The organism is Pseudoalteromonas rubra, assembly GCF_005887115.1.
Classification (GTDB): domain Bacteria; phylum Pseudomonadota; class Gammaproteobacteria; order Enterobacterales; family Alteromonadaceae; genus Pseudoalteromonas; species Pseudoalteromonas rubra_F.
Window position 1 is genome coordinate 13,286 of the sequence record NZ_PNCJ01000013.1, and the last position, 26,362, is coordinate 39,647.

The following is a 26,362-nucleotide window of genomic DNA, read 5'->3' on the forward strand; positions in this document are numbered from 1 at the left end:
GCTATTTAACGGCCGCTTACCAGACGTTGCGGGGGCGCAAGCTCGCTTATCCCCCGCTCTGAGCGATAAAAGTTAAGCCAGTCTGACTGTGGTAGCGGACGGCAATAGTGATACCCCTGCATCGTGTGACAACCCAGCTTTTGCAAGAACTTCTGCTGCACCGATTTTTCAACGCCTTCTGCCACTACATGTAAATTCAATGCCTTGGCCATAGCGACAATCGCAGTCACAATTTCGCTATTCCCATACTCGTCCGGAATTTTAGCAATAAAACTGGCGTCAATTTTCAGTATGTCGATGGGCAGTTTGGTCAGGTAGCTCAGCGCCGAATACCCAGTACCGAAATCATCCAATGCAATCGACACCCCCAGGCTTTTGAGCTTCTTCAGCATGACCTTAGCATCGTGTAAATTACTGACAAAGCTGGTTTCAGTCAGTTCTAGCTCTACATAGCGACCATCCAGATTATGCTGCTCCAGTGCTTTGGCCATGGTCATCACCAAATCACCCTGACTGAGATGACTGGCAGAGATATTAATTGCAATACGGCGTATATCCAACCCTTCATTGAGCCACTGAGACATTTTCCGGCAAGCTTCGTTAATCACCCATTGGTCCAGCTTGACAATTAAGCCCAGCTCTTCGGCCAGTGGAATAAACTGAGCTGGCGAGATAGTCCCCAGGTTAGGATCCTGCCAGCGCAGCAGACACTCCACACTCATGATCCGACCGCTGGTCAGACAGCGCAGTGGTTGATAATGAAGCTCAAACTCCCCCCCTTCCAGCGCACTTTGAAACCGGCTTAACATCGACAAACGTTCCAGCGAACGCGCATTCATTGACGCTTTGTATAACTGAAACGAATTACGCCCCAGTTCCTTTGAGCGATACATTGCGACGTCCGCATGTTTGAGCAGACTTTCACTGTCGAGGCCGTCTTCGGGATAGATTGCCGCACCCAAAGAGGCCGTGGCAGTGACGTTAAGCTCTCCAAGTGCAAAGGGCACACTGAGCTCACTTAGGATCTGATCGGCAAAATTAACAACATCTTCCATGTGCTCTACTTCGGTAAGCAACACCACGAATTCATCACCACCGAGACGAGCGAGTGTATCCCCTTGTTTCAGGATGGCTTTGATCCGCTCACTTACCTGGCTTAGCAACTTATCTCCGGCGCTGTGGCCTAAAGTATCATTAACCTCCTTAAAGCGATCCAGATCGATGAACATCACGCTGAGTTTGTGTTTATCACGCTGTGCTGAGGCAAGTGCCATCGACAGTCTATCGTAAAATAAGCGTCGGTTAGGCAGCCCGGTCAGTTCATCAAAATAGGCCAGTCGGGCAATTTTTTCCTCAGCATTTTTACGCTCAGTAATGTCACTGAAAATGGCCGCATAAAGGACATCATCGCTGTAGGGTTCATTGATCTCTATGATAGTCAGCCATTCAACGTAGACTTCACCACTTTTACGTTTATTACAGATCTCTCCCTGCCAGACGCCTTTATTTCGCAACTCCTTCCACATGCGTTCATAGTAATCCTGACCATGTACTCCGGAGCTGAGAATGCTGGGGTTTTTACCCAGTACTTCATAGTCCTGATACCCGGTTAGCGCGCTAAACGCGGGATTTATCTGGATGATCTCACCGTTTGCCCGAGTGATCATAATACCATCGAGCGATGCATCGATAATGCGATTCGCCAGATAGAGGTTTTTCTCCGACTTTTGCAGTGCTAAATCCCGCTGAGCCAGCACTTTTTCCAGTTCACTACAGTAGGCCGTTTCTATTTCTGTCAGTACATTTTTCAGTGCGAGTAAGCCAATCACCTTGTTGGACTCTGACTCACGGATCACCAGATGGCGTATAGAGCGGGCAGTCATCAGACGATAAGCATCAAACAAGCTATCCTTAGGTGTCATAGATTCCATGGGATAACTGGCCAGTTCCCAGCAAGGCATACGCCAGTCCTGATTAAGGATCACATAGGCCACATCCCGTTGCGTGATAATACCATACTCAGCCAAGGACTGATGATACACCAAAACGGCCGTGGTCTTGTCCCGTCGCATTGCATAAATGGCCTCAGAAATACACGCTTGTGCATCCAAAGTGCTGATCTGTGACTCGAAATGATCCTCAATGGGGCGAAAGTGCAGATAGTGATCCAGCCCCTGATTGCGTACAATGTCAGACAGAGAAACCACCCCCAACGGACGGTTATGGGCATCTTTCACCAATAAATGACGGATCCCAAGTTGATGAAACTTGATGGTCGCCTCACTCAGTGTCTGACTGATCAGGATATCTTGAACCGGAGAGTTCATGATATTGCCGATGGCGGTCTGTGCCAGCCCACTGTGTTCGAAATCCAGGCTAACACAGTCTGACTCAGTCCAAATTCCGACGATTTTATCGTCCTGCGTAATGAATATTGAGCTGACCCGCCGTTCTCGCATCATACTCAGCGCATCATACAGACGCGTGGTGTAGTCACAACACAGCAGGTTATTTGAGTAAACATCTTTAATTTGCAGTTGACGTGTATCGCCCATCATAAGCACAGCCTCGCTTTCAGCCAATCTAATCGAGTATAATGGAGAGAATTTAAACAACCTTGACCAAGAACAAATAATGACAATAAAGTCTTACCCGTTCCTATTATGGTTAGACCAAAGTCTAGCTTATGTCAGTAATGAGACTGAATTAACGGAAATGTGCCATTATTCGGGCCCTGACGAGGGGATCTGTATTTACCGTGACGGTCAGTATTTGACCCGTTCCGGGGAGGCGATAGCGCCCCTGTCGGCCGATGCACTCACCCGGTTAGTGCAACAAACCTTAGTACAAGAAGGTCAGTGTTGCGTGTCTAAACTCAGTGAATGCAGCGTAGAAGATGCCTTTACACTGTTAGAAAATATTCGTTAACAAAACCTCAGGCTTCTGCCAGTGCCCGGACATGGCACTCGACACTGCGTCCCAGCGATGACAGATCATAACCGCCTTCAAGGTAGGAAATGATCCCCAAACATGACTGGGCTTTGGCAAAGGCAATCACTTGTTCGGTAAACCAGACATAGTCCTGCTCTACAAAGCTCAGGCCACCCATGTCATCCTCAAGGTGGCCATCAAATCCGGCACTGATGAAGATCAGCTGAGGGGAAAACGTCTTGAGCCTGGGCAGCCATTGCTGCTCAACCAATGCCCGAAAGTCACGCCCATCGCTGCCTGCGGGCAACGGCGAATTTAACACTGAGTCGGTATTTTCAATCGCAGTGTTGGGATAGAAAGGGTATTGAAACAAAGAGCAGAACAACACCTGAGGATCATCCCGAACTATGTCCTGTGTACCATTGCCATGGTGCACATCGATGTCCAGTACCGCAATGCGTTCTACTCCTTGCTGTTTTGCATAAGCCACCGCAATTGCCAGGTTATTGAATACACAGAATCCTGATGAACTATATTGGTTGGCATGATGACCAGGTGGTCGAACGGCGCAAAATGCTGCATCCAGTTTACCCGCTAACACCTCATCGACGGCCAGGATGCCCGCGCCCACAGCCCGCTCGATAGCTTTCATTGAATCCGGACATAACCAGGTATCGCCATCGAGTTCTGCCAAACCTGACTCAGGTAATGCCTCATATACCCGAGAGATATGTGCCTGGTCATGTACTCGAGCAATATCTTCTAATGTTGCCTTAGGGGCTGTTTTATATTCAATAGCCACATCCAATCCGGAGGCCAAAATACGATCAGAAATGGCATCCAGACGCTCAGGACATTCCGGATGGTCCGCAATCATTTTATGTTTGCGGCAAAGTGGGTGAGTGATCAACGCCGTACGCATAGCAAAACCAGTCCTTCGTGAAGTAATAGACCAAGTGTATCAGAGCCAACTTGAGCAGACCCTGATACTTTGGTGTAACCTGCCTGCTTACTGTTCTGGTAACGATTTAGCTGTAAGCCGCAAATTATGGAAATCAAAACTGAAATCCGTGATATCCGGGTTTACCCAGGACATACTTGCCGCCTCAACCTGTTGCGATGGGGACAAGGTAAAGTGAATATAGGCATCTGCCTCCAGCATAGGTTGTTGCCACTTAACAACAAAGGTATTCCCCGTATGATGGACCAACTTTCCTTTGAGCATCGCAGTGTGGGTAAAATCGATATACAACTGACCATCCAGCTCTTCAACAATGACATCACCATACCAGGGACTGCTCAGGGTGCCTGTATACACCTGATTAGCCAGTGCCGGTTGAGGGTTGTCAACTTTTACTACACCCGCCTCACTATAAGCTTCCTCGCGCTTTGCGTAATAACGCTCTGCGGTTTCCTTTACCCAGTCTCTGTCTGGCAAGCCGAGTGCGTCTTCAAATACCTCATTGATGATGGCGGTCAGGGCCGGGTAAACCTGCTGATTTGATAACACCACCACACCCAGCTCTTTGCCCGGTATCATTGCCACCTGGGAAACCATGCCCAGGATCCCGCCACCATGACCCACTTTCTTATGGCCAAAATAATCTTCAATGGCCCAGCCCAGACCATAGCCTCTGAATTGTTGCTGGTAGTATTTTTTACCCTCTTTACTGGGCTTACGCATAATATGAGGCAACCACATCTGGGTTTGCTGTTCACTACTGAACAAGCGTTTACCTTCAGGTGTTTCTCCTTGTGATAACTGGGTCAGTAGCCAGCGGCTCATGTCATTTGCGCTGGAGGCAATGGCGCCTGCACCACGGAAGTCTTCCAGATAATCGATGAAGAATGGCGTAAGTTGGTTATCCCAGTAAATGCTGCCCGTGGCCCAGTTGGTGTTTTGTGCCGGTATCCGTGAAAACCCGGCTTTAGAGGTATTCATGCCCAAAGGCTTAAACAGTCGCTGTTCAACAAATGTACGCCAATCCTGGCCGCTCACCCGATGCACAACTTCACCTGCTACGACAAACATCAGGTTATTGTAGGCATATTCACTGCGAAAACTGCTGCTTGTCGGTAAATGCGCAATACCATTAAGCAGGTCTGACATGGATTTGTCTGTGTCCGGCCAAATCATTAAATCTCCGGCTCCTTTACCCAGGCCGCTACGGTGGCTGAGCAAATCAGCTATCGTCATTTCTCGCGTTACATAGGGGTCTGACAAGCGAAATTCCGGAATATGTTTGATGACTTTGTCTTCCCAGCTCAGCTTGCCTTCATCCACCAACATAGCCAACGCCGCAGCCGTGAAAGCCTTACTATTTGACGCAATACCGAATAAGGTATTCGCATCCACTTTATCTGGGCGTGCAACGTGGCGCACCCCAAATCCCTTAGCCAATACCACTTCAGAGCGCTCTACCACAGCCAATGCGATACCCGGAATATTGAATGCCTCCATCGCTTCGACGACTGCCCGCTCAACCTCGGCAACATTGACTTTAGGGGTGGCCTGTCCCGCCAATGCTGGGGGATTAATAACAGCCAACAGCGCTGCGGCAATAAGACCTCTGCCAAATTGGTATTTCATTTTTATTTTTCTTCCTTATTGATAAATAGACAACTCCCGCTGGGCCCTGTGATAGTCCAAATCCAGGATACATGGCTGTCTTGATAACAGCTGCTGATATGATGCGGGAAACTGATGATATTGAACACCCCGAAGCACATGTTCCAAATACCAGGAAAACGGCAACAAGTCGTTGTGAAATTGTTGAGTGACGTAGCAGTGCGCGGTGGTCTGAGTACCACATTGACGGATCACATCAACACACTGGCGCGCATAACCCTCTCCTTCTATGCTGTCAAGCAGCACAACCTCTTGTTCGGTTAACGCATACAGCACACCATGGACACAAGCGTCACCGCTGTTATCCGGTTCAATAGAGCACTTTGCAGAGCCGTCCTGACCTCGATGACGAAAACCTAAGGTATAACCAGGTAACCAGGCCGTGCCGAGTAACCTGGCGTGGGGCAAACGCGCTTGCAGGCGCGCAGGTGTTAAGTTTGAACCAAAAGCAAAATTCAGTATTTCTCTTGCTGCCATACGAACTCCCGGCGTTAAATAACTAATCTCAGTGCCAGCAAAAGTAAAACGACCCCGATTGCGCGATCAAACCAGTGTCCGGCACGCTGAAAAAAACCACGGACTGCTGCTTTACTCAACACCAGCGACAGCGATGAAAACCATAACCAGGTTGCAACAGCCATATATAATCCGTAGAAAAGTTGTACGGACTGCGGCGTGTCGGGATCTATCACTAGGGTAAACAAGGAGAGAAAAAACAAGGTGGCTTTTGGGTTCAAGGCGTTAACCAAAAATCCGCGGCGAAGTGCCGAAAAAGCACTTTCCTGCACCGGTTGCGCGGCATCATTTTGCTTAGAAGCCGGCGCAGCAGTTGCCCGCAATGCCTGAACTCCCATATATGCCAGGTATGCGCCAGCAAGATATTTGAAGACATTAAATAATTCGGGAGACTGAGATAGCAACAATGCAACACCCAACAAGCAATAGGTGACATGCACCAGAATGCCAAGCCCAACACCCGCACTGGTCATTAATGCATTACGCCGACCAAAGCTGATGCTCTGTTTCAACACTATCGCAAAATCGGGTCCGGGACTGGCCACCGCAAAAAAATGGGCAAGCGCAATCAGAATAAACTCATCCAGGTAAGGCGACACGGCTGCGCTCCTCAAGTGCCAGTAAAACTGGATCGGGTGACGATTTTATGATCCCCTTTAACTGTTTCTGGGCTTTCTTATAAAGACTTCTTAAATGTGGCTTCAGGTGTTTAGCCCCATTATATTGAGGTTTAAAGTAACACACGAGCGCGTGCACAAATACAGTTTCCGCTTCACTGAGCGCAGCCTGACGATTCGCATAAGCGTTGTAACAGGAACCACACCCGCCCCTGAAATGATAAGCGCTGTTACTCAGCATGACTCCAAATCCCATATAAATAGCCAGTACATCCGCAGCGACTGGCAGATGTGCCTCACCACCAGGCGGTAACTTGCCAACTCGGTGGATTAATATCATAGCCAGAGTGCCTGCCAGACTCGCGACCATATCCTGAGGCTGATTGATCTGGTTAGGGTTATATGACATTGCAATGGGCATAGCCGGTGGCTGAGACACGCGAACCTGCTCACCGCGAAGTCCACCCGTCAAGCTAAACTGCGGAAAAACCTGCTGCATCGGCATTTGCTGTGGTGATAATAAGGCAACTGGCCAATGCTGCATGCCGGCATAGTCCCGCACCCGATTGAATACGGTCTGTGCCATTTGCTCAACACTGCTAACCTGATCAGGGAAATCCTTCACGGTAGGCTCAACAATCCGCGTATGTGCAAGGAAAAAGTCTACATCAAAGTGTTCAACCGCCCAGCCGAACAAGGTAATCAATTGTTGAGCCTGAGCCTCTTCCAGTAGCGGTTTAGATTTAAATATCGCCAGCATAATATCCTGTTATCCCTATACATGCCTGTGAGATCGGAACGCTTATTCGCGCCATGAACCACTTGGCATTGTAAGAAAAGATTCTTATCATATCGCCATATTAGCGATAAATACCCTGTGATACCATGCCCCACCTGATCATTGAACACTCTGAAAACTTAGATATTCCGGTCTCCCAACTTGTTAAGGCAGTCCATCAAAGCGCTGAGGCCACCCAACTGTTTGACCCTGCATCAATAAAAACCCGGGCAATTGGCTACAGTGAGTATCAACTTGGCGGGGAACGTAAGGGCTTTATTCATGTTCAGGCCCATATTATTTCAGGAAGAACTCTGGCACAAAAACAGCTGCTGAGCGATGCGTTACTCAGTGCCCTGCGCTTGCTCATACCAGACCAGCAGATAAACCTGAGTGTTCATCCCTATGACTTAGACCCTGAGATCTACCGCAAGAACTGACGTATAATATAGCCCGAGTCAGAGCTGACTTCAGTTCAACTGCACTGACTGTGCAGACCATATTTACTTAACAGAGTCATTATTATGAAATTCCCCTGCCGTTTAGATAAGTTTGTCAGCCACATTCGTGAATTACCTCGCAGTCAAGTCAAAATAGGGATCAAGAAAGGTCTCGCCGTCGTCAATGGCGAGGTGATTAGCAAAGCCGATCATGCAATTCGCCAGGATGACCACGTAGAGTGGGAAAGCACACCACTTGCTTATTTAGGTAAACGCTACTTTATGCTGAATAAACCCCGCGGTTATGTATGTGCCAATCAGGACGACCTTCACCCCACCGTTTTCGAGCTTTTAGACGAGCCTAACTTAAAAGATTTTCATGTTGCAGGCAGACTGGACCTGGATACCACAGGGCTCGTTTTACTCACCAATGACGGCGACTGGTCACATCAAATCACCTCGCCCAAAAAGCAAAAATACAAAACTTATTTGGTGGAGACGCAAGAGCAACTCACCGAAGATGCACTCGAACAATTACGCCAGGGCGTCGCACTACACAACGAAAAAAACCTCACCCAGCCCGCCATAGCGGAGCAGCTGGATAAGTATGCGCTACGCTTATCTATTTGTGAGGGGAAATATCATCAGGTAAAACGCATGCTGGCGGCGGTGGGTAACAAGGTTGTTGAGCTGCACCGGGAAAACGTGGCTGGTATCGAACTGGACGCGCAACTTGCGCCAGGAGAATATCGCTTACTTAATGACGCCGAGATTAACATAATTAATGCAAAGTGAAACGCTGTCATGCCCCACAATGAGGAAAAATCATCTAAAAACTAGCGGATCCTGACGCTTTTCAGCTTTCCACAACACGGAATTCGTGTTAAATCATAAAGTCAGGTTCTGCTAAAGGGGCATCACGTGTTTTCATCACTTACGTTAAGAACAAAAATCATTTTATTTGCAGCCTCCATTTTTGTCGCGCTCATTTTAGTGGCCATCGTAGGACTGCAATCCCTCAGGCATGCGAGCGAAACAGATAATATTGCTCGCATCAACCAACTGATGAAAAGCACTGCAAATATAGTGCAACAGTTCGAAGGGTTTGTACGCAGCGGCGCACTCACTGAAACACAAGCCAAAATGCTGGCAACGCAAATCCTAAGGGAAAATAAATACCACGATTCTGAATATGTCTATGTGGTAGACAATGAGCTTAATTTTATCGCCGCCCCGCACGACCCTCATTTACACGACACCAGCTTTAACGATTTCAAAGACGCCAGTGGTAATAGTATTGGCCGTATGGTGGAGCGACTGGTTGGATCACAAACCAATCGTATCATTACTTATAACTGGACATCTGAGCGCAACGGCACCATTGCAGCCATGACCTCCGTAGTGCAAAAAACGCCTCTGTTTGGTTGGTATGTTGGCACCGGGATCAGCTATCAGGAAGTCGATGAGCGCTACTGGGATACCGCCAGCTGGCTTGCCTCCCTGTCGCTTTTGATAGCCGTTGCGCTCACTTTTGCTTTAATGCGGTTTGGTCTGTCACTGTCTAATAAGTTGGGTGCCGAACTGGACGATGTACTCGACATTGTTCAGGAAGTTTCTCGTGGCAATCTGACCTCAAAGATCCGCAGCGATAACGCCAAACCTGACAGTATTCTGGCCGGTATGGAATATATGCAGGAGGGTCTGAAGGGCGTGGTAGGCGGACTTAAGTCGGTCAGTGATTCACTGAATGAGCAAAGCCATAATGGCGAAAAACGTTCTACCGAATTAGAGTCCCTAACCCGTAGTCTGAGTGAAGAGACCCAAATGGTCGCGTCAGCCATTACTGAGCTCACTGCCTCAGCACAAACCGTTGTTGAACATGCTGAACAAGCAGCTGACTCTGTGCAACAGGCAGAGAATCAAGGGCAAAGCGCTGATAAGCTGACCACCAAAGCATCAGAGGCCATTGCACTGCTGGAGCAACAGATTGACAGTGCTGGCAACAACATCCAGGTGCTTGATGAAGAGGTAAAAAACATTGCGAATGTACTGAGTGTGATCCAAAGCATTGCCGAGCAAACCAACTTACTGGCACTCAATGCGGCCATTGAGGCGGCAAGAGCAGGCGAACAAGGCCGTGGTTTCGCGGTCGTTGCCGACGAAGTAAGACAGCTGGCTCAACGGACACAAAGCAGCACAGAGGAAATACATACCATGATCGGCAATCTTCAGTCGGCGACACAAGAAGCTAAGGCCTCGGTCACCCTCAGCATTGCCACCAGTGAAAAAACCGTCACAATGTCTGGCGAGGCAAGTGAGGCACTGAAGCGAGTTGCCGAATCGCTCAGTGCAATTTCCCAAATGAGCTTTCAGATAGCACAGGCAGCCAAAGAGCAACTTGCAGCAGGGGAAGACACGGCCCACCGAGTCGTAACCATATCAGACACTGCCAGTCAGACCGCCAATGTATCGCACCACGCGCACCAGGCAACCGACAGTATCACGGCATTGACGCATCAACTGGAAAAAGAAATGGCAAAATTCAAAGTTTAGCTGGACGGATAATACTAAGATAATAAAGAAAAAATATTTTCAACCCCAACACTGTTAACAATTAATTAAATTAGTATGAAAAAATTCATTTCACTTTTTTGAGCTTGGTGGTAGATTTATTAATGCAGGCTGTACAGAGTGATTTTTTATCACATGTGCCTAAATGTAGTACTACCTACTTTTATGTTGGAATACATCGCGGACGTATGAAATCCGAAAAAGGGTTTGAGTGTATTTACGACCAGTATTAAAATTTGGTAGTCACCTGTTGTGCCAACTATTTTCACAGACTAGCCAAGTAAAGCGGTAGTTAGGTTAGGCTTACAACAATGAAATAAGGATTATCAGCTATGAAGACTTTAAAACTTCGTCAATGCTCTCAAGTGACTGCAGGCTCCGGATTGATGCATCCTATCAGACCGGACGAGCTCCCAACCTCGATGCGGTTAAACACACAACCTTCAGCTAAAAACATAGTTAACTTATATAGGTCAGCTTGATTAATCACCATGCAAAAACGTTTCGCACTTAAAGATTTACTACTGCCGTATGTCGTCACGGTAGTAGTAATATTTATTATCCAAGACGCTACTTTCTTCTTTTTCTTTGCATATTTAGCTTTAGTGAGCCTGGTTTTTTTAATCGGCCACAGAATTAAAGATATCAACGTTTGCTTTTTAGCTATCATAGCAATTATGCCCGTTTTGTACGAAAACATCATTTTCACCTCAGGACTGATAAGCCTGGACTCTACCGATGATAACCGATTACTACAAAACAGCATTATTTTTGGCGCACACTTGGTAAAAGAGCTGCTTATTTTAGTGCCACTAACGTATCGAGTGGAGTTAACAAAAAAGCTATTTCCAAAACATAAAATCCGCTATACCTTTGCAGACAGTATTTTACCATGGTTATGTATTATCACGGCTGCGATGAGCTTTTTCGCACTGATAGAGAATTACTTCAGGAATGCAAAAGGTTATGACATTACGTTTTTCTTCTACGCATTTGAAATAACGGGATATCTCAATTACTCTGCAGTCTGTGGTATTTTGGTAGTTCTAGCATTTTTAACTTACAGAGATGCTTATGACTTCAGGCAACCTAGTTTAAAAAGCCCAAGTAGAAAGTGATATAAACTCTCATCTCATTGATTATGGATGATCTGATTAAATGAGTTGTGTGTTGCTCCGAGTACTAGTCACAAGCCAGTGGCTGCTATTAAAGAGTAAATCCACTTTTTAGACCCGTATATTCTGAATCATGCGTTTACACAGCCACATACTTAATAAAAGCTTATTAGACTTACCAAATATTTATTGAGATGGTGGCTGATTTTAAGCTGTTGCACGTGAAGAAAAGGCTTCCAATCGTGTCAGTCGCTGTAAAAAAATGGGTTATCCAGATAAATAGGGCGTGCTGTGCTCAAAAAGGACAAATCAAAATAGCGCGCCAACAACTGCTCATACTGACCACTTTCTTTGAGGCGCGATAATCCCAGCGCCAGTTTATCTGCCAGCTCAGGCTTTTGCTTGTTCACAAAAAAGTAGAAATGTGCCGGATAAGACAAGTAAAACTGCGGTAGCTTTATCAGGTCTGCTGAGGCTTGTGCCGCCAGCTCTGAGTCAATTTCTATCACTGAGCGGGGGAAATAGTCGGCCTTCTGAGCCGTAATTAAATCGAACATCGCCTGATAATTTACAATCGGCCTGACTTTTAAACCATTGGCCGCCAGTATCTTAGTGTCTGGCCAGTCATGACCTTGCACGGCCACCAGTTTCGCCAGCTCAGCTTTGTCCTTCAGGGCTTGAAATCGCGCTAACTGTGTCCGATTAACCAGCAGTGCCCGTTTCCCTATCAAACCATCAAAGAGTGGGAACTTAACCGCGATGGCCAGCTTTTCCCGTGCCGGGCTGGACATACTCCAGTGTAAATCGACTTCCCCTTTGCTCAGTGCCAACAGCGTTCTTTGCTGGTGAGGATGGACCTTAACATGTTGAATATCAACCGGATATTCAGCTGCTTTTAGAGATAAGTCGAGCAGTTCATAGAGGAACAAGTCACGGTCATAGAGCGGCCGCATTTCTTTCGCAACATATATGGCTGGCTTAGCTTCGGCAACAGCCCCAAGCAGAAATAGCATCAGATAAACATACCATTTTATCATACACCACCTAGCTCACGTTGAAGTGTTAGCCCTGCAATTTGGCATCTCAGGCGCTAACGTTGTTGACTCTCAAACTACACCTTAGCGCACTTAACTGCAACAATACTCAAGTGAAATTGGTATCATACGCTGCTGACCGCGTCTAAACGTACTACCGGGGCACTGGGTTTGCGGCGATTACAAACAAACAAATAACTATTGCGGTATCTCTTGGCTTCTTTTTTTGCATCCGTTGCCAGCGCAGCAACCTGGTGGCTGTTACTACAAGAATCTACATCCGGTGAAACCAGCCCAATTGATAAAGTCAGCAAAGGAACAAATTGCTTCTGCCCTTCCCGGTTGCTGGCCCAGTAACCACCTGCAGCCACATGCTCCGGGGTAAAAAAGGCCTTAGACTGAGCTTCGAAACGCTGGATTATCTCGTGGCATAAGGTTTCTGCATTGTCCTCATCAAACACCACCATAAAATCATCCCCGCCAATGTGGCCCACAAAGCAGTGACTGTGCTTACAGACGGCCACCGTCACTTCAGCCAGCAGCTTGATCACACTGTCGCCACTGGCATAGCCATACAAGTCATTAAATTGCTTAAAGTGGTTGAGGTCTATATAGGCCAGCGAAAACCCGTGCATGGCACGCAGACGCTGTTCAATGGCCTCATTAATAGCCACATTGCCCGGCAACATGGTGAGCGGGTTAGCATGTTGTGCATGACGAATTTTCTCGTCTGTGATGTGCTTGAGGATGTCCCGAAGGGGTGCCAGCCCCAGATAACGCCCTTCCCGGGTAATAATAATATGCCGCCGTATATCGAATTCGTGTTCCGTAATAAGCTGACTGACGCTATCGAGTTGTTCCTGCTCATCGACAATCAGAGGCTGCTTATCCATCAGCTCTGTCACAGGTTTTTTGTCGAACAAGGCATGACCATAGGGCGCGGCAAAGACTTCGGTGAGCTGATCCCGGTGTAACAACCCCACCGGCTCTCTGGCATCATTGACCACAGTCAGACTCATCAGCCGTTTATCACGTTCAAAGTGCCGGTGAGCGTCAAGGCATTGCGTACAAGTGTGGATGGCTGCCACATCTTTTGCCAGCCAGCCAATGGCAATAGACTGCTCAAACGGATTGTCTTTGTTGTCATTGTGGCGATGCTGGGCCAGATTAATCATCTCACGATCCGGGCGTTCACTGGGCTTGGCCAGCAGATACCCCTGCGCATTGACAATTCCCAACTGCTCCAGCAAAGCGAGCTCTTCCATACGCTCGATACCCTCAGCGATGACCGCCGTATTGGTCGCTTTGGCAAGTTCAATAATGGACTTAAGAAACTCACGTTTGACAATACTCTGATCGCAATAATCAATGAAGTAGCGGTCCACTTTGACGAAGTCTGGGCATAGCTCTGACCATTGTTTAAGCCCCGAGTAACCCGCACCTAAGTCATCGATGGCAATGGTAAACCCCAGTTGGCGGTAATGGGCGATGGTCTTTAACAGTAAGAAGCCATCATCTACTTTATCCTGCTCAGTCACCTCAATCACAATGCGATTAGCAGCCAGCCCAGCCTGCTCAACCAGGTGCAAGGTTTCGCCTTTGGGATGGCGCGGATCCAGTAACGCCTTTGGACTGACATTGAGAAACAGCTTACCGGGTAATTGCAGCGCCACAAATTGCGTGATCGCTCTTTGGCGGCACAGTAACTCCAGCTCAGATAGTCGGTCGTAGCGACTGGCTGCTGCAAACAAGCTGTCGGGTTGCTCAAGCGCAGAGCCGCGCTTGCCTCTGCTCAGCGCTTCAAAGCCCAGCACTTGCTCCTTCGCCAAGTCATAGATTGGCTGGAATGCCGTATAAACGGCTTTGTTTGCGATGATTTCATCCAAAAGGATCTGAGTTGAGTCCACTGCTCGATGACCAAGATGAGGTTTGATTGATAATCGAGCAAATTATCAATTTTACATGACATTTATATGTCAAAAAGAAAATTGTACCTAATTTGATGTTGAATCATTTGCAATTGCCTGTTCCTCAGCGGCTGCTTCAGAGCGCTTAATTGCCCGTTTGACCTGCTCAGCATGCGCCATGGCCTCGACCATTTCCAGCTCTGCTTCCAGATAGGCTTCGTCGTCATCTAAGCCATCCTGAACTATGATCAACACCCTGGCAGGATGCAGTATCAGCTCTTTACCATGATAACAAACCGGGTCAGGCAGCTCAGGTAATTTATTACCATCATGATAACCTTGTTCCAGTTCATCCAGCGACAAGCCACTCAGTAATCCTCTGATTGCCAGCACAGCGTTAAAGTAGGGCTGACACTGTGGATACGCGAGGTTAAACGCCTCAAGTACCTGGCTGCCATGTTGTATCAGGTTATCTGCATGGGTACGGACTAACCCCGCTTCACTTTGAATCCGGATGTCCTTAAGCAGTTCGCTGGCGAGCAACTGATAGGTTTCAATCTCATTATCAGGCTTTGCTGATGCGGCAGTCTGGGCGTTAACCACCTGCTCTGACGGTTCTGAGCAGCCGACCAAAACGAGGCCAAGTAACAGGGTCGCTAATTCCTTACGCATTGTATTTCCTCCGGTGATGACAAAAAAGCCGCGATACAATCGCGGCTTCCTATTACATTGCTGGTTGATTATGGCATGGCATCCAGGTCGGCGCCTTCTTTTTCCACCTCAACCGGGATCAGGTCCTCTTTGCTCACGCCCATAGCAACGGCTACCGAGCTGGCCACATAGACCGACGAGTAAGTACCGATGAATACACCGAATAATAGTGCAGTCGCAAAACCATGGATAGTCTGACCGCCCCAGACAAACAGTGCAACCAATACCAGAATCGTGGTGATTGATGTCACTAAGGTACGGTTCAGTGTCTGAGTTAGTGAGATATCAATGATCTCAAGCGTATCGTCGATACGGACCTTACGGAAGTTTTCACGGATCCGGTCGGATACAACTATGGTATCGTTGAGTGAGTAACCAATTACGGCCAGAATAGCGGCCAGAATCGTCAAGTCAAACTCTAAACCCAATAGAGAGAACAGACCCATAGTCAGGATCACATCGTGGAACAAAGCCGCGACGGCACCAACGGCAAAACGCCACTCAAAACGAAACGCTACGTAGATAAGGATACACAGCAGCGCAGTCAGCATTGCCAGACCCCCCTGCTCTTTGAGATCCTCACCCACACTTGGGCCAACAAACTCAATACGGCGCATTTCAACATTGCTGTCGACCTGCTTCAACGCATCGACCAGCTGGTTACCCAGGATCTCAGCTTTCACGTCATCACGAGGGGCAAGGCGCACCAACACGTCCTGACTAGAACCAAACAAGGTCACAGACGCATCAGGGAAGCCACTTTCTGCCAGTGTACTACGTACTTTCGGTAAGTCAGCAGGCTGGGAAAAACCCACTTCAACCGCTGTACCACCGGTAAAATCCAGACCCATGTTCATGCCCTTGTAAACCAGGCTGAAAACAGACGCCAAGATCAGTAGCGCAGAAAACGCCATAGACACTTTGCGCGCCGCCATAAAGCGGATAGTGTCTTTGATTCTTAATAACTGCATCTTCGTCTCCTAGATTGAAAGCGAGTTAATACGCTTGCCACCGATGACCGCATTGATCACCGCACGAGTACCGACGATAGCTGTAAACATCGACGTTAAAATACCAATGGCTAGCGTCACGGCGAAGCCTGCAATCGGACCCGTACCTACAGAGAATAGGATGACGGCAGCGATCAGCGTGGTAATGTTGGCGTCGAAAATGGTGCTGAAGGCACTGTCGTAGCCGTGATGAACCGCTTGCTGAGGACTACGCCCTTCCGCGAGCTCTTCACGAATACGCTCGAAGATCAGCACATTGGCATCAACCGCCATACCTACTGTTAATACGATACCGGCAATACCCGGTAAGGTCAGTGTCGCACCCGGGATCATCGACATAACGCCCACAATCATCACCAGGTTGGCAGCCAGTGCCATATTGGCAACCAGACCAAAGCCTTTGTAGTACATCAACATAAATGCCAGTACAAACGCAAAGCCCAGCACAACCGCTGTCATACCCGCCTGAATGTTTTCCTGACCCAAGCTAGGACCAACCGTACGTTCTTCAACAATTTGAATAGGTGCAACCAGTGCACCGGCACGCAGAAGCAGGCTCAGATTGTGCGCTTCCGCCGGGCTGTTAATCCCGGTGATCTGGAATGAACTGTTCAGACGTGCCTGAATGGTGGCGACATTGATCACTTCTTCTACTTTGATAGGCGGCAGCGCTTTACCATTTTTGTCGACTTTACCTGACGGCTTGTATTCAATGAATACCGTTGCCATTGGCTTACCAATCGCACGCTTAGTAAAGGCACTCATTTTCGCACCACCTTTAGAGTCAAGGTTGATACTTACTTTCGGGCGCTGATATTCATCTAGGCCTGATTGAGCACCTGTGATGTGCGAGCCTTCCAGTATAACACGCTTTTTCACAACAACCGGATAACCCGCCTGGTGCATGATCACTTCTGAACCCGGAGGCACTCGACCTTGTGCTGCGGCACGCGCATCGGCATTTTGGTCCACTTCGCGGAATTCAAGCGTAGCCGTTGCCCCTAAGATCTCTTTCGCACGCGCAGTATCCTGTACACCTGGCAGCTGAACAATAATTCGCTCAGCCCCCTGACGTTGTACATTCGGTTCTGCCACGCCCAGCTGGTTGATACGATTACGAATGATGGTCTCATTTTGTTTGATGGCGTAGTCGCGTAGCTCTTTAATCTTTGGCTCACTTAGCGTTGAGAAAAATGCCAGCCCATTGCTGCTGTCGTTGATAAACAGGTTACCCGGGTAACGCTTTTGCAGGAACCGTTCAGCCGCATCTCTGTCTTCTTCAGAGCGCATTACTACCTGAATACGGTCACTATTAGCAACACGACGAATCGAACGATAACGTAGTTTTTCTTCTCTTAGATCGCTCTTATAGTCCTGCTCCATCTGTTCGAATGCCTTGTCCATGGCCGTGGCCATGTCAACTTCCATCGTAAAGTGGACGCCCCCGCTCAGATCCAGACCCAGCTTCATAGGGTTAGCCCCAAGGTTCTTCAGCCAGTCAGGTTGAGCCGGTGACATGTTGATGGCAGAGATGTAATCATCACTTAGGGTATTACGCAGCAAATCCTGCGCCTTAAGCTGATCTTCCACATTGGTGAAACGGATCAGCACCTGACCATCTTCCAGAGCACTCGATTTTACGGTGAGGTTGTTGTCTTTAAGTGTTTCATTTACTTGGTCAAGCACACTGAGATCGGCATTGGTACCTTTAGTACCAGAAACCTGTATGGCCGGATCACGACCATACAGGTTTGGTGTAGCGTATAAAATACCTACGGCCAATACAGCGAGCACAAGTAAATATTTCCACATTGGATACTTGTTTAACACTGGATCATCCTTATTGCTGGTTTATAGCGATTTCATTGTGCCTTTTGGTAGCACAGCTGAAACCGCTGATTTTTGTACCGTTACCTCAGCCTGATCATTCAGGGCAATAACGATAAAATCTTTGTCTTCTGCAACCTTAGTGATTTTGCCGACCAGGCCACCCTGAGTCAGTACTTCGTCACCTTTGGTCAGCGCCCCCATCAGATCTTTATGCTCTTTTACACGCTTAGCTTGTGGGCGGTAGATCAGGAAATAAAATACCAGACCAAAAATACCCAGCATGATTAACATGCTCCACTCGCCACCGGCTGGTGCTGCGGCTGCCGTGCTGGCATGCGCGCTAGACATAAATAAGCTCATAGCTCTTCCTCATTTAATTTTTATTGCAAACTGTTATTCGGTATCGGCCAACGGCGGAACCGGTCTGTCACGTCGGGCATAAAAGTCAGCCACAAACTGATCAAACGTACCGGCCGCAATCGCTTCACGCATGCCTTCCATCAGGCGCTGATAATAGCGCAGGTTGTGAATAGTATTAAGACGTGCGCCCAGGATCTCGTTACACTTATCCAAGTGATGCAAATAAGCGCGTGAGTAATTTTTACAAGTGTGACAATCACACTCAGGATCCAATGGACCAGTGTCTGTTTTATGAACCGCGTTGCGGATCTTGATTACGCCACCGGTGATAAACAGGTGACCATTTCGTGCATTTCGAGTTGGCATTACGCAATCGAACATATCGATACCACGACGCACAGCTTCTACCAGGTCTTCCGGCTTACCCACGCCCATCAGGTAACGCGGCTTTTGTTCTGGCATTTTATAAGCACAATGATCAAGGATATTGATCATATCTTCTTTTGGCTCCCCCACTGACAGGCCGCCCAGTGCATAGCCGTCAAAGCCAATATCTTCAAGTCCAGCCTGAGATTCTGCGCGTAACTCAGGGTACATACCGCCCTGAATAATGCCAAATAATGCCGATGGGTTATCACCATGCGCCTCTTTAGAGCGTTTTGCCCAACGCAAAGATAGCTCCATCGAATCACGGGCTTCTTTTTCCGTCGCAGGATAAGGCGTACATTCGTCAAAAATCATCACAATGTCAGAACCCAGATCACGCTGCACTTCCATCGCTTTTTCAGGAGATAACATGATCCGTTCACCATTGACTGGTGACTGGAACAACACCCCCTCTTCACTGATCTTACGCATAGCACCCAGGCTAAATACCTGGAAACCACCTGAATCTGTCAGAATAGGCTTGTCCCAATTCATAAAATCATGCAGATCACCGTGCTGCTTGATGATCTCTGTACCAGGGCGCAACATCAGGTGAAAAGTGTTGCCAAGACAGATATGTGCACCCGTGTCTTTCAACTCATCCGGTGTCATGCCCTTAACTGTGCCATAAGTACCTACCGGCATAAATGCAGGCGTTTCGACGACGCCCCGGTCAAAGATCAGGCGACCGCGGCGTGCTTTGCCCTGTGTACAATCTAATTCAAATTTCATACTTACCTCTGGTCGGAAAAACAGTCCAACTTATTCTAGGTCGGGCACCACACCCAACAACTTTGAAAACCGCCAGATTCTACCATAACGGCATTAATATTGGGGCTAAAATAGCACTTTAAAGCGCCAGGCTACAGAATTCGCGGTTTAAAACAGAAAAACCCAGCCGTTCGGCTGGGTTTACAAGGCTCATGCATTGTCCTGTTTAGTCAGGAACATGGCATCACCATAACTGAAGAAGCGATATTGCTCGGCAATTGCCGTCTCGTAGGCATGCATAATATGTGACTGACCCGCAAACGCGCTGACCAGCATGATCAGTGTCGACTCGGGTAAGTGGAAATTGGTGACCATGGCATCCACCACCTGGAACTTGTAGCCCGGGTAAATAAAAATATCAGTATCGCCATAAAAAGGCTTCAATTCATCCGGATGCGCTTTTGCAGCAGACTCCAGTGAGCGTACTGACGTTGTGCCAATCGCAATAACCCGGCCTCCACGCTGGCGTGCAGCCGCAATGGCATCAACCACATCCTGAGGCACTTCAATATACTCAGAGTGCATATGGTGGTCGTTGACGTTCTCTACCCGAACAGGCTGAAATGTACCCGCACCGACATGCAAAGTAACAAACGCCATCTCAACGCCTTTGTCTTTTAATTGTGCCATGAGCACGTCATCAAAATGCAGTCCGGCGGTGGGCGCAGCGACAGCACCAGGCTTCTCACCATACACGGTCTGATAGCGCTCTTTGTCTTCCTCGTCATCCGGGCGATCAATATAAGGCGGTAATGGCATATGACCAATCTCGTCCAGAATAGACAGCACCGATGAGTCACCATGGAACTTAAGTTCAAACAGTTCACCATGACGTGCTACCATGGTTGCTGTCGCCTTACCCTCTAGCAGAATCTCAGTACCTTCTTTTGGCGATTTGCTGGCACGTACATGAGCCAGCACACTATGCGCATCCAATACCCGCTCAACCAACACTTCCAGCTTACCGCCAGTGGCTTTTTGACCAAACATACGCGCCGGGATCACTTTGGTATTGTTGAAAATTATGAGATCTTCCGGATTGATCAGATCGACAATGTCCTTAAACACTTTATGCTGTAATTCACCAGTATTACCATCAAGCGTTAATAAACGACTGCTGGAGCGTTCTTTTTTTGGGTGGCGAGCGATCAGCTCATCAGGGAGTTCAAAACTAAAGTCAGCAACGCGCATAGAAGACCTCAAATTAATGCAAATAGGCGCCAAGTCTAGTGATCCGCCTACGCTAAATCAAGTGTTGAGGTAAAACTATGTAACGCTTGTCAGTACTCCAAAATAGCTTTAATCTAGTCGCTATTGTACGAAATTTCGCAGCTAAAACGTGCCATACAGCAAACGACCCAGCCCCGGGCCTTCTAAGGTACATACAGCGAGACACTTCATCGACAAAAAGGGCATAAACTTGTTTACTTATTTCATGGGTTTAAGGCAGTAACACCATGGCAAAGCAACTCACATTATTGCTGGTCAATGCAGATCAACAAGAGCGACAGCTGATCGTCAAAACGCTATCCTCCCTGAATGTATTTGAGATCGTTGAGCACAATGATACACAAGCAGCGCTGGGTGTATTAAAGCGCCAAGCTGTTGATTTGATCATTACCGGGCTTAATGTTGGCAAAATTGATGGCTGGCGATTCTCGCGTATGGTGCGATCCGGGCTGTTAAAAACGCCCAACAATACGCCAATTGTACTGACTCCCCCAACCTACTGTGAACGCATTGCGGAAACCACTGCCCGTAGTTATAGCATAGATGCCGTGTTGCCTTTAGAGCGTCAGGATGTACTGCCTCAGGTATTGGCGAATGTACTATCGACGCACTTAGAGAAAAGCAGTCGCTTAAACCTGTTGTTGCTCGAGCCAGACCAAACCCGTGCCGAAGAGATATGCCAGCATTTATCGCTGAACTTCACCACTACACACGTCACCACTACCAATGGCGCGCTGTCGCAGTTCCTGCAAAGTGAATTTGCCATTGTTCTGCTGGATGCAACGGCAACACACAGCGATGCCGGCAAAGAATTGGTAGCGAACATTCTACAGCACAAGCCCAGTCAGGCGATTGTGACTATCATAGACAATCGCGATGCTGACTATGCCGAACAGCTTTTGCTGCTGGGCGTCACCGATTTTGTGCGTGCACCCTACGATTTGTCTTTGTTAAGCAAAGTGTGCGACCACGCCGCGCGACGCGAGGACTTTATGGTTAGCTATGCCGAGTTTGCAGAAAAAGTAGAGCAGCTGAGCCGCAGCGAACGACGCTATAAAGACCTGTTCTCGGCACACCAGCGCATTTTGCTACACCTCAATACAGTGGTAATGGAGCTGGATACAGCGGGCGTGATCCGCTTTTTAAACCCTGCCTGGGAACAGCTGGTCGGCCATAAATTAAAAGCCAGCCTACATACCAGTATGTTTGACTATGTGCTGACAGAGCACCGTGACATACTGGCATCGGTGCTGACAAAAGTACAGCAAGGCGAGCAGCAATCAGCATTGCTAGAACTGCAGGTTATGCAAAGTAACCAATGCCCTATCTGGGTTGAGTGTCGCTTTCAGCTGATTAAGAACGTCACCAGCACTGCGACTATTACGGCAACTATAGACAATATCCATGAGCGTAAGCAGGCAGAATTGCAGCTGCGCCACCTGGCTTTACATGACACACTGACCGGCCTGCATAACCGCTATTACTTCGACCAGCAATTGAATCTCTTTTGTGAACAGGCAAAACATGATGCAGACCTTGAACATGCGTTGATCTATATCGATCTGGATCACTTTAAAATCATCAATGACAGTAAAGGTCACCAGCAGGGCGACATTGTACTGAAAGAAGTGGCGCAACTGTTTGGTGAACACATCGCCGATGAACATCTGATTTCCCGCATCGGTGGAGATGAGTTTGCGATTTTACTGAAGCATACGCCGCTACTGGATGCACACTTGCTGGCCGAAAGTATCTGTAGTGCCATTGAGCACCATCAGTTCCATTCTGAGGAAGCGAGCTATACCATCAGCTGCTCCATTGGTTTGACACAGATTACACAACAGAACAGCGATCCGAGCGAGTGCCTCAAACAGGCCGACATTGCGCTCTATATTGCCAAGAACCTGGGCCGTAATCTGGTTCACTGTTACAACAAAGAAGATGCCCAAAACAGTACCTTACAGACGGGATTAGAATGGGGACATAATGTTCGTCAGGCGCTACAGAACAACCATATTGAGCTGCACTATCAGCCAATCTGGGACTTTAAACGCAATCAGGTGGCCTATTTTGAAGCCCTGTTACGGCTGCGTATTGACGATAACCTGGTGTATCCCAATCAATTTATCCCGGCACTGGAATTACTCAATGATACCTACCTGATGGATCAGTGTGTGATCAGGGAGTGTATTCGCGCCATTGCTTGCCATTCTGAATTACACCAGGTCTCCATCAACCTGTCGGCCCAATCATTTCTTGACGAACGTTTGCTGCCGCATATTCAATCCTGTCTGGCGGAATTTCAGGTGGCGGCCAGTGCCATTATTTTTGAGATCACCGAATCAGCGAGTATCAATAACCTTAGCGCGACTCAGGCCATGATAGCCAAACTCAACGAGCTTGGGTGCCACTTTTCTATCGATGATTTTGGCACCGGATTCAGTACCTTCAGTTACCTAAAACAATTGCCTGCCCAACATGTTAAAATTGATGGCTCATTTGTGCGTGACATGCTTAATGACCCAATCGATCTGGCGCTGGTAAAAGCGGTGAATGACATCAGTCACTCACTGGATAAGCGCTCTGTGGCAGAGTATGTGGAAAGCAAAGAGATTTTTGACGCACTTAAGGAGATAGGGATTGATTATGGACAGGGTTACTATATTTCACGCCCACTCCCTGTTAATCAACTCAGTGCCGTACTGAAAACTATTTTATCAGAGAAAACAGCCTGCTAGTATTTTTGTACAAAATTCGACTAAAAATTAGCTGCCTGTTGGGTAATTCTCATCTATAATTAAGCGTACATTTTGACGTGTCACTTTAAATACATGAAACACAGGTATTTACAAGACATTCAACGGATTTGGACACGTCTGGCTATGGAAATGGAGGAATTGCAATGGTACAGCTGTCTATCATATTGTTGCTCATATACGTTGTTATCGCCGTACAATGTTACCGAAGCGCAAGCCATAAAGGCTATCCAACACTGTTTTTTACCTTACTCGGCTTAGTCCCTTACTTTAATTTGGTGGTGTGGGTATATCTGCTGTTTTTACCCGACTTAAAATCTAACCGCCAGTTAGGGTCACTGGAGTCTTAAGACACATTTAGTTAGTCAACGCTTTCTAACACGCCGACATAAAGGGCTAACGCCCTTTATGGTTCTATTCTGTAAGGCCTTTACTGTCGTTGCAGTGTTGTGCAACAAACTCACCTGCTTTGTCACTGAATAAGCGGAAATCTCTGATCCGCCCGGTCGTTTTACGCCACAGCAGACCTATTTCACGATACGCGTCAGGCTGAGGTGCGGTGGCGACCATAGGCTTGCCTTCCAGAATGCCGGCATTTAGCGCCATCTGTGGTAAAAAAGTAACACCATTTTGGTATTCCACCATACTCAGCAAGGTATGCAAATTGGCGGCTTCAAAAGGATTGATACAGGCACTGCGATTAAGGTGACAAGCGCTGAGCGCGTGATCTGTCATACAGTGTTCCCGCTCCAGCAAAAACACGCTTTGTTCCGGCAACACGTTAAAATCATCCAGCTGCTCGGGTAGCTGATATTCTTGATGACGTACCAGTGAAAAATGATCACGGGCAATCACCTGAGTGTGGAACTTTTCGGTTCTATAGGGCAACGCCAGCATACCCATATCAATGTGGCCCTGCTCCAGTTTATCGAGCAAACGATCACTGGTGTCCTCCACCAATACCAGCTGAAGCTCAGGAAAAGCATCTTTGCAAAAGCGGTATAAAGGCGCCGCAATAAAGCTGGCGATGGTAGGAATGATCCCTAAAACCAGCTTACCGGATAAGGGGTGTTTAAAGCTCTTAGTCAGCTCTACCACGCTAATGGTGTCACCTATGATGCGCTTAGCACGCTCAACGACCTCTTCGCCCACGTCAGTAAACATCAGACTGCGGTTTTCACGCTCTATCAGCTGACACCCAAGGGTTTCTTCCAGATTCTGAATAGCACTGCTCAGCGTTGACTGGCCAATATAACAAGCTTCCGCAGCGCGGCCAAAATGCTGATGCTGATGCACTGCAATTAAATACTGTAACTGTTTAATGCTTGGTAAGTTATTCACTTTTTATACCCACAAATAAAAAGACCCCAACACCAAAGGCATTGAGATCTTTTCAAGCTAAAAGTCTGTCCTTTCTGTTAAACGCCGAACGCGCTTCTCAGAATGTAGAATATAACAATAGCAAGGGCAGCGCCAACTGGCAACGTGATTACCCACGAAACCACAATGTTTCTGATCACACCCATGTTCAGCGCGGCAATACCGCGGGCCATACCCACACCTAATACCGCACCAACCAAGGTTTGTGTGGTTGAGATTGGTAAACCTGTACCTGATGCAATAACAACCGTCGAAGCGGCCGCAAGCTCAGCGGCAAAACCACGGCTAGGCGTCAAATGAGTAATGCCTTCACCGATAGTCTTGATTACTTTTTTACCCAGCACAGCCAGACCGACGACGATACCTAAACCACCCAGTGGCAAAATCCACCACGCCAGCGCCGCTTTCTTGGCTATTTCACCATTGTGTTCAACAATGTTCACAACCGCAGCCAGAGGACCAATCGCATTAGCCACGTCGTTCGAACCATGTGCGAACGCCATACAACAGGCTGTCAGTACCATCAAAATCGCAAACACTTTCTCAACGTTATTAAAGTGCATTTGTTTGTCTGCATTCGGGTCTATCTTCAGGCGGTTGATGGCCATTTTACCAATCAAGCCAACTAGTACAGCAATACCGATGGCCAGCGCATAGCCTTCAACAGTACCCAAGTTAACACCAATGTGCTTCAGGCCTTTTTTGATAGTAACCAAAGACATCACAAAACCAGCCAGACCCATATAGACAGGCACGAAACGCTTGGCATTTTCTAATGGCTTATCAGTGTCAAAGATCAGCTTTTGCGCACTCATAAAGATAAGGTAAGCAATAAAGCCTGAAATCGCAGGGGTCACAATCCAGCTACCGACGATACCAGCCACTTTACCCCACTGGATAGCTTCGCTGCCCACAGCAACCAAAGCAAAGCCTATGATGGCACCAATGATTGAGTGCGTAGTAGACACAGGCCAGCCAAGCATAGATGCTAACAATAACCAGGTACCTGCGGCGAATAGCGCCGAGATCATCCCCAGTACCATGAGTTCTGGAATATCCATAAATGGCGTGGCATCAATGATCCCTTTACGGATCGTTGACGTTACCTCACCACCGGCCAGGTAAGCACCGGCAAATTCAAAAATCATCGCGATGATGATCGCCTGTTTGATGGTCAGCGCTTTTGAGCCAACCGATGTGCCCATCGCATTGGCTACGTCGTTCGCGCCAATGCCATAGGCCATAAAGAAACCAACTGCGGCCGCAATTATAATCAATAGCGTGCCATAGGATGCAATGATATCCATTGTAAAACCTTTAATTCTTAACTAATTGTGTGAAGGCAGATGG

23 protein-coding genes are annotated in these 26,362 nt (G+C 47.8%); 7 read left to right on the forward strand and 16 right to left on the reverse strand.

Annotated elements, in window-relative coordinates:
• Positions 1-5: 5 nt before the first annotated feature.
• On the reverse strand, positions 6-2,558 hold the full coding sequence (locus CWB98_RS08915) for an EAL domain-containing protein (RefSeq protein ID WP_138544554.1): 2,553 nt from the start codon (positions 2,556-2,558) through the stop codon (positions 6-8).
• A 76-nt stretch (positions 2,559-2,634) separates the two neighbouring features.
• Here CWB98_RS08915 and CWB98_RS08920 point away from each other — a divergent pair, with 76 nt between their 5' ends.
• Positions 2,635-2,928, forward strand: a complete 294-nt coding sequence (locus tag CWB98_RS08920; protein WP_138544555.1) for a hypothetical protein — start codon at positions 2,635-2,637, stop codon at positions 2,926-2,928.
• Between the two features lie 7 nt (positions 2,929-2,935).
• Here the strand turns inward: CWB98_RS08920 and CWB98_RS08925 are convergent, their stop codons facing one another.
• From CWB98_RS08925 to CWB98_RS08945, 5 genes are all read right to left on the reverse strand, one after another.
• Positions 2,936-3,853 carry a histone deacetylase family protein gene (locus tag CWB98_RS08925; RefSeq protein ID WP_138544556.1) on the reverse strand — a complete coding sequence of 306 codons (918 nt, stop codon included), beginning with the start codon at positions 3,851-3,853 and terminating at the stop codon, positions 2,936-2,938.
• Positions 3,854-3,940: 87 nt separating this feature from the next.
• Complete coding sequence (locus CWB98_RS08930) at positions 3,941-5,521, reverse strand: serine hydrolase (RefSeq protein ID WP_138544557.1); 1,581 nt, start codon at positions 5,519-5,521, stop codon at positions 3,941-3,943.
• 15 nt (positions 5,522-5,536) lie between these two features.
• On the reverse strand, positions 5,537-6,037 hold the full coding sequence (locus CWB98_RS08935) for a gamma-glutamylcyclotransferase family protein (RefSeq protein WP_138544558.1): 501 nt from the start codon (positions 6,035-6,037) through the stop codon (positions 5,537-5,539).
• 14 nt (positions 6,038-6,051) lie between these two features.
• Positions 6,052-6,675 (reverse strand): LysE family transporter, encoded by a 624-nt coding sequence (locus CWB98_RS08940; protein WP_138544559.1) that lies wholly within the window; start codon positions 6,673-6,675, stop codon positions 6,052-6,054.
• Positions 6,656-7,453: a hypothetical protein gene (locus CWB98_RS08945; protein ID WP_138544560.1), complete on the reverse strand. Its 798-nt coding sequence runs from the start codon at positions 7,451-7,453 to the stop codon at positions 6,656-6,658. Before CWB98_RS08945 ends, CWB98_RS08940 begins: the two co-directional genes overlap by 20 nt.
• A gap of 125 nt (positions 7,454-7,578) precedes the next feature.
• Here CWB98_RS08945 and CWB98_RS08950 point away from each other — a divergent pair, with 125 nt between their 5' ends.
• From CWB98_RS08950 to CWB98_RS08965, 4 genes are all read left to right on the forward strand, one after another.
• Positions 7,579-7,911, forward strand: coding sequence for a 5-carboxymethyl-2-hydroxymuconate Delta-isomerase (locus tag CWB98_RS08950; protein ID WP_138544561.1), 333 nt, complete (start codon positions 7,579-7,581; stop codon positions 7,909-7,911).
• Between the two features lie 84 nt (positions 7,912-7,995).
• Complete coding sequence (gene rsuA, locus CWB98_RS08955) at positions 7,996-8,706, forward strand: 16S rRNA pseudouridine(516) synthase RsuA (protein ID WP_138544562.1); 711 nt, start codon at positions 7,996-7,998, stop codon at positions 8,704-8,706.
• A 126-nt stretch (positions 8,707-8,832) separates the two neighbouring features.
• Positions 8,833-10,464: a methyl-accepting chemotaxis protein gene (locus CWB98_RS08960; RefSeq protein ID WP_138544563.1), complete on the forward strand. Its 1,632-nt coding sequence runs from the start codon at positions 8,833-8,835 to the stop codon at positions 10,462-10,464.
• 509 nt (positions 10,465-10,973) lie between these two features.
• Complete coding sequence (locus CWB98_RS08965; protein ID WP_249364646.1) at positions 10,974-11,600, forward strand: hypothetical protein; 627 nt, start codon at positions 10,974-10,976, stop codon at positions 11,598-11,600.
• A 242-nt stretch (positions 11,601-11,842) separates the two neighbouring features.
• Here the strand turns inward: CWB98_RS08965 and CWB98_RS08970 are convergent, their stop codons facing one another.
• The 8 genes from CWB98_RS08970 to queA form a co-directional block, all read right to left on the reverse strand.
• Positions 11,843-12,634 carry a substrate-binding periplasmic protein gene (locus CWB98_RS08970; protein ID WP_138544564.1) on the reverse strand — a complete coding sequence of 264 codons (792 nt, stop codon included), beginning with the start codon at positions 12,632-12,634 and terminating at the stop codon, positions 11,843-11,845.
• A 122-nt stretch (positions 12,635-12,756) separates the two neighbouring features.
• Positions 12,757-14,538: a bifunctional diguanylate cyclase/phosphodiesterase gene (locus tag CWB98_RS08975; RefSeq protein WP_138544565.1), complete on the reverse strand. Its 1,782-nt coding sequence runs from the start codon at positions 14,536-14,538 to the stop codon at positions 12,757-12,759.
• Between the two features lie 87 nt (positions 14,539-14,625).
• On the reverse strand, positions 14,626-15,210 hold the full coding sequence (locus tag CWB98_RS08980; protein ID WP_138544566.1) for a hypothetical protein: 585 nt from the start codon (positions 15,208-15,210) through the stop codon (positions 14,626-14,628).
• A 68-nt stretch (positions 15,211-15,278) separates the two neighbouring features.
• Complete coding sequence (gene secF, locus CWB98_RS08985; protein WP_138544567.1) at positions 15,279-16,220, reverse strand: protein translocase subunit SecF; 942 nt, start codon at positions 16,218-16,220, stop codon at positions 15,279-15,281.
• 9 nt (positions 16,221-16,229) lie between these two features.
• Positions 16,230-18,089, reverse strand: coding sequence for a protein translocase subunit SecD (gene secD, locus CWB98_RS08990; protein WP_138544568.1), 1,860 nt, complete (start codon positions 18,087-18,089; stop codon positions 16,230-16,232).
• Between the two features lie 21 nt (positions 18,090-18,110).
• The gene (gene yajC, locus CWB98_RS08995) at positions 18,111-18,449 is read right to left on the reverse strand and encodes a preprotein translocase subunit YajC (protein WP_054014394.1); all 339 of its coding nucleotides are present in this window, start codon (positions 18,447-18,449) and stop codon (positions 18,111-18,113) included.
• Positions 18,450-18,482: 33 nt separating this feature from the next.
• Positions 18,483-19,607 (reverse strand): tRNA guanosine(34) transglycosylase Tgt, encoded by a 1,125-nt coding sequence (gene tgt / locus CWB98_RS09000; RefSeq protein ID WP_010383277.1) that lies wholly within the window; start codon positions 19,605-19,607, stop codon positions 18,483-18,485.
• 189 nt (positions 19,608-19,796) lie between these two features.
• Positions 19,797-20,837, reverse strand: a complete 1,041-nt coding sequence (queA, locus tag CWB98_RS09005) for a tRNA preQ1(34) S-adenosylmethionine ribosyltransferase-isomerase QueA (RefSeq protein ID WP_138544569.1) — start codon at positions 20,835-20,837, stop codon at positions 19,797-19,799.
• A gap of 266 nt (positions 20,838-21,103) precedes the next feature.
• On the opposite strand from queA, the gene CWB98_RS09010 reads away from it, so the two are divergent.
• Positions 21,104-23,614 (forward strand): GGDEF/EAL domain-containing response regulator, encoded by a 2,511-nt coding sequence (locus CWB98_RS09010; protein ID WP_138544570.1) that lies wholly within the window; start codon positions 21,104-21,106, stop codon positions 23,612-23,614.
• Positions 23,615-23,778: 164 nt separating this feature from the next.
• Complete coding sequence (locus CWB98_RS09015) at positions 23,779-23,982, forward strand: hypothetical protein (protein WP_138544571.1); 204 nt, start codon at positions 23,779-23,781, stop codon at positions 23,980-23,982.
• 64 nt (positions 23,983-24,046) lie between these two features.
• Here the strand turns inward: CWB98_RS09015 and CWB98_RS09020 are convergent, their stop codons facing one another.
• Entirely contained in the window at positions 24,047-24,973 is a 927-nt protein-coding gene (locus tag CWB98_RS09020; RefSeq protein ID WP_138544572.1) for a hydrogen peroxide-inducible genes activator, read from the reverse strand.
• 77 nt (positions 24,974-25,050) lie between these two features.
• Positions 25,051-26,319 (reverse strand): inorganic phosphate transporter, encoded by a 1,269-nt coding sequence (locus CWB98_RS09025; RefSeq protein WP_138544573.1) that lies wholly within the window; start codon positions 26,317-26,319, stop codon positions 25,051-25,053.
• Positions 26,320-26,362: the final 43 nt, after the last annotated feature.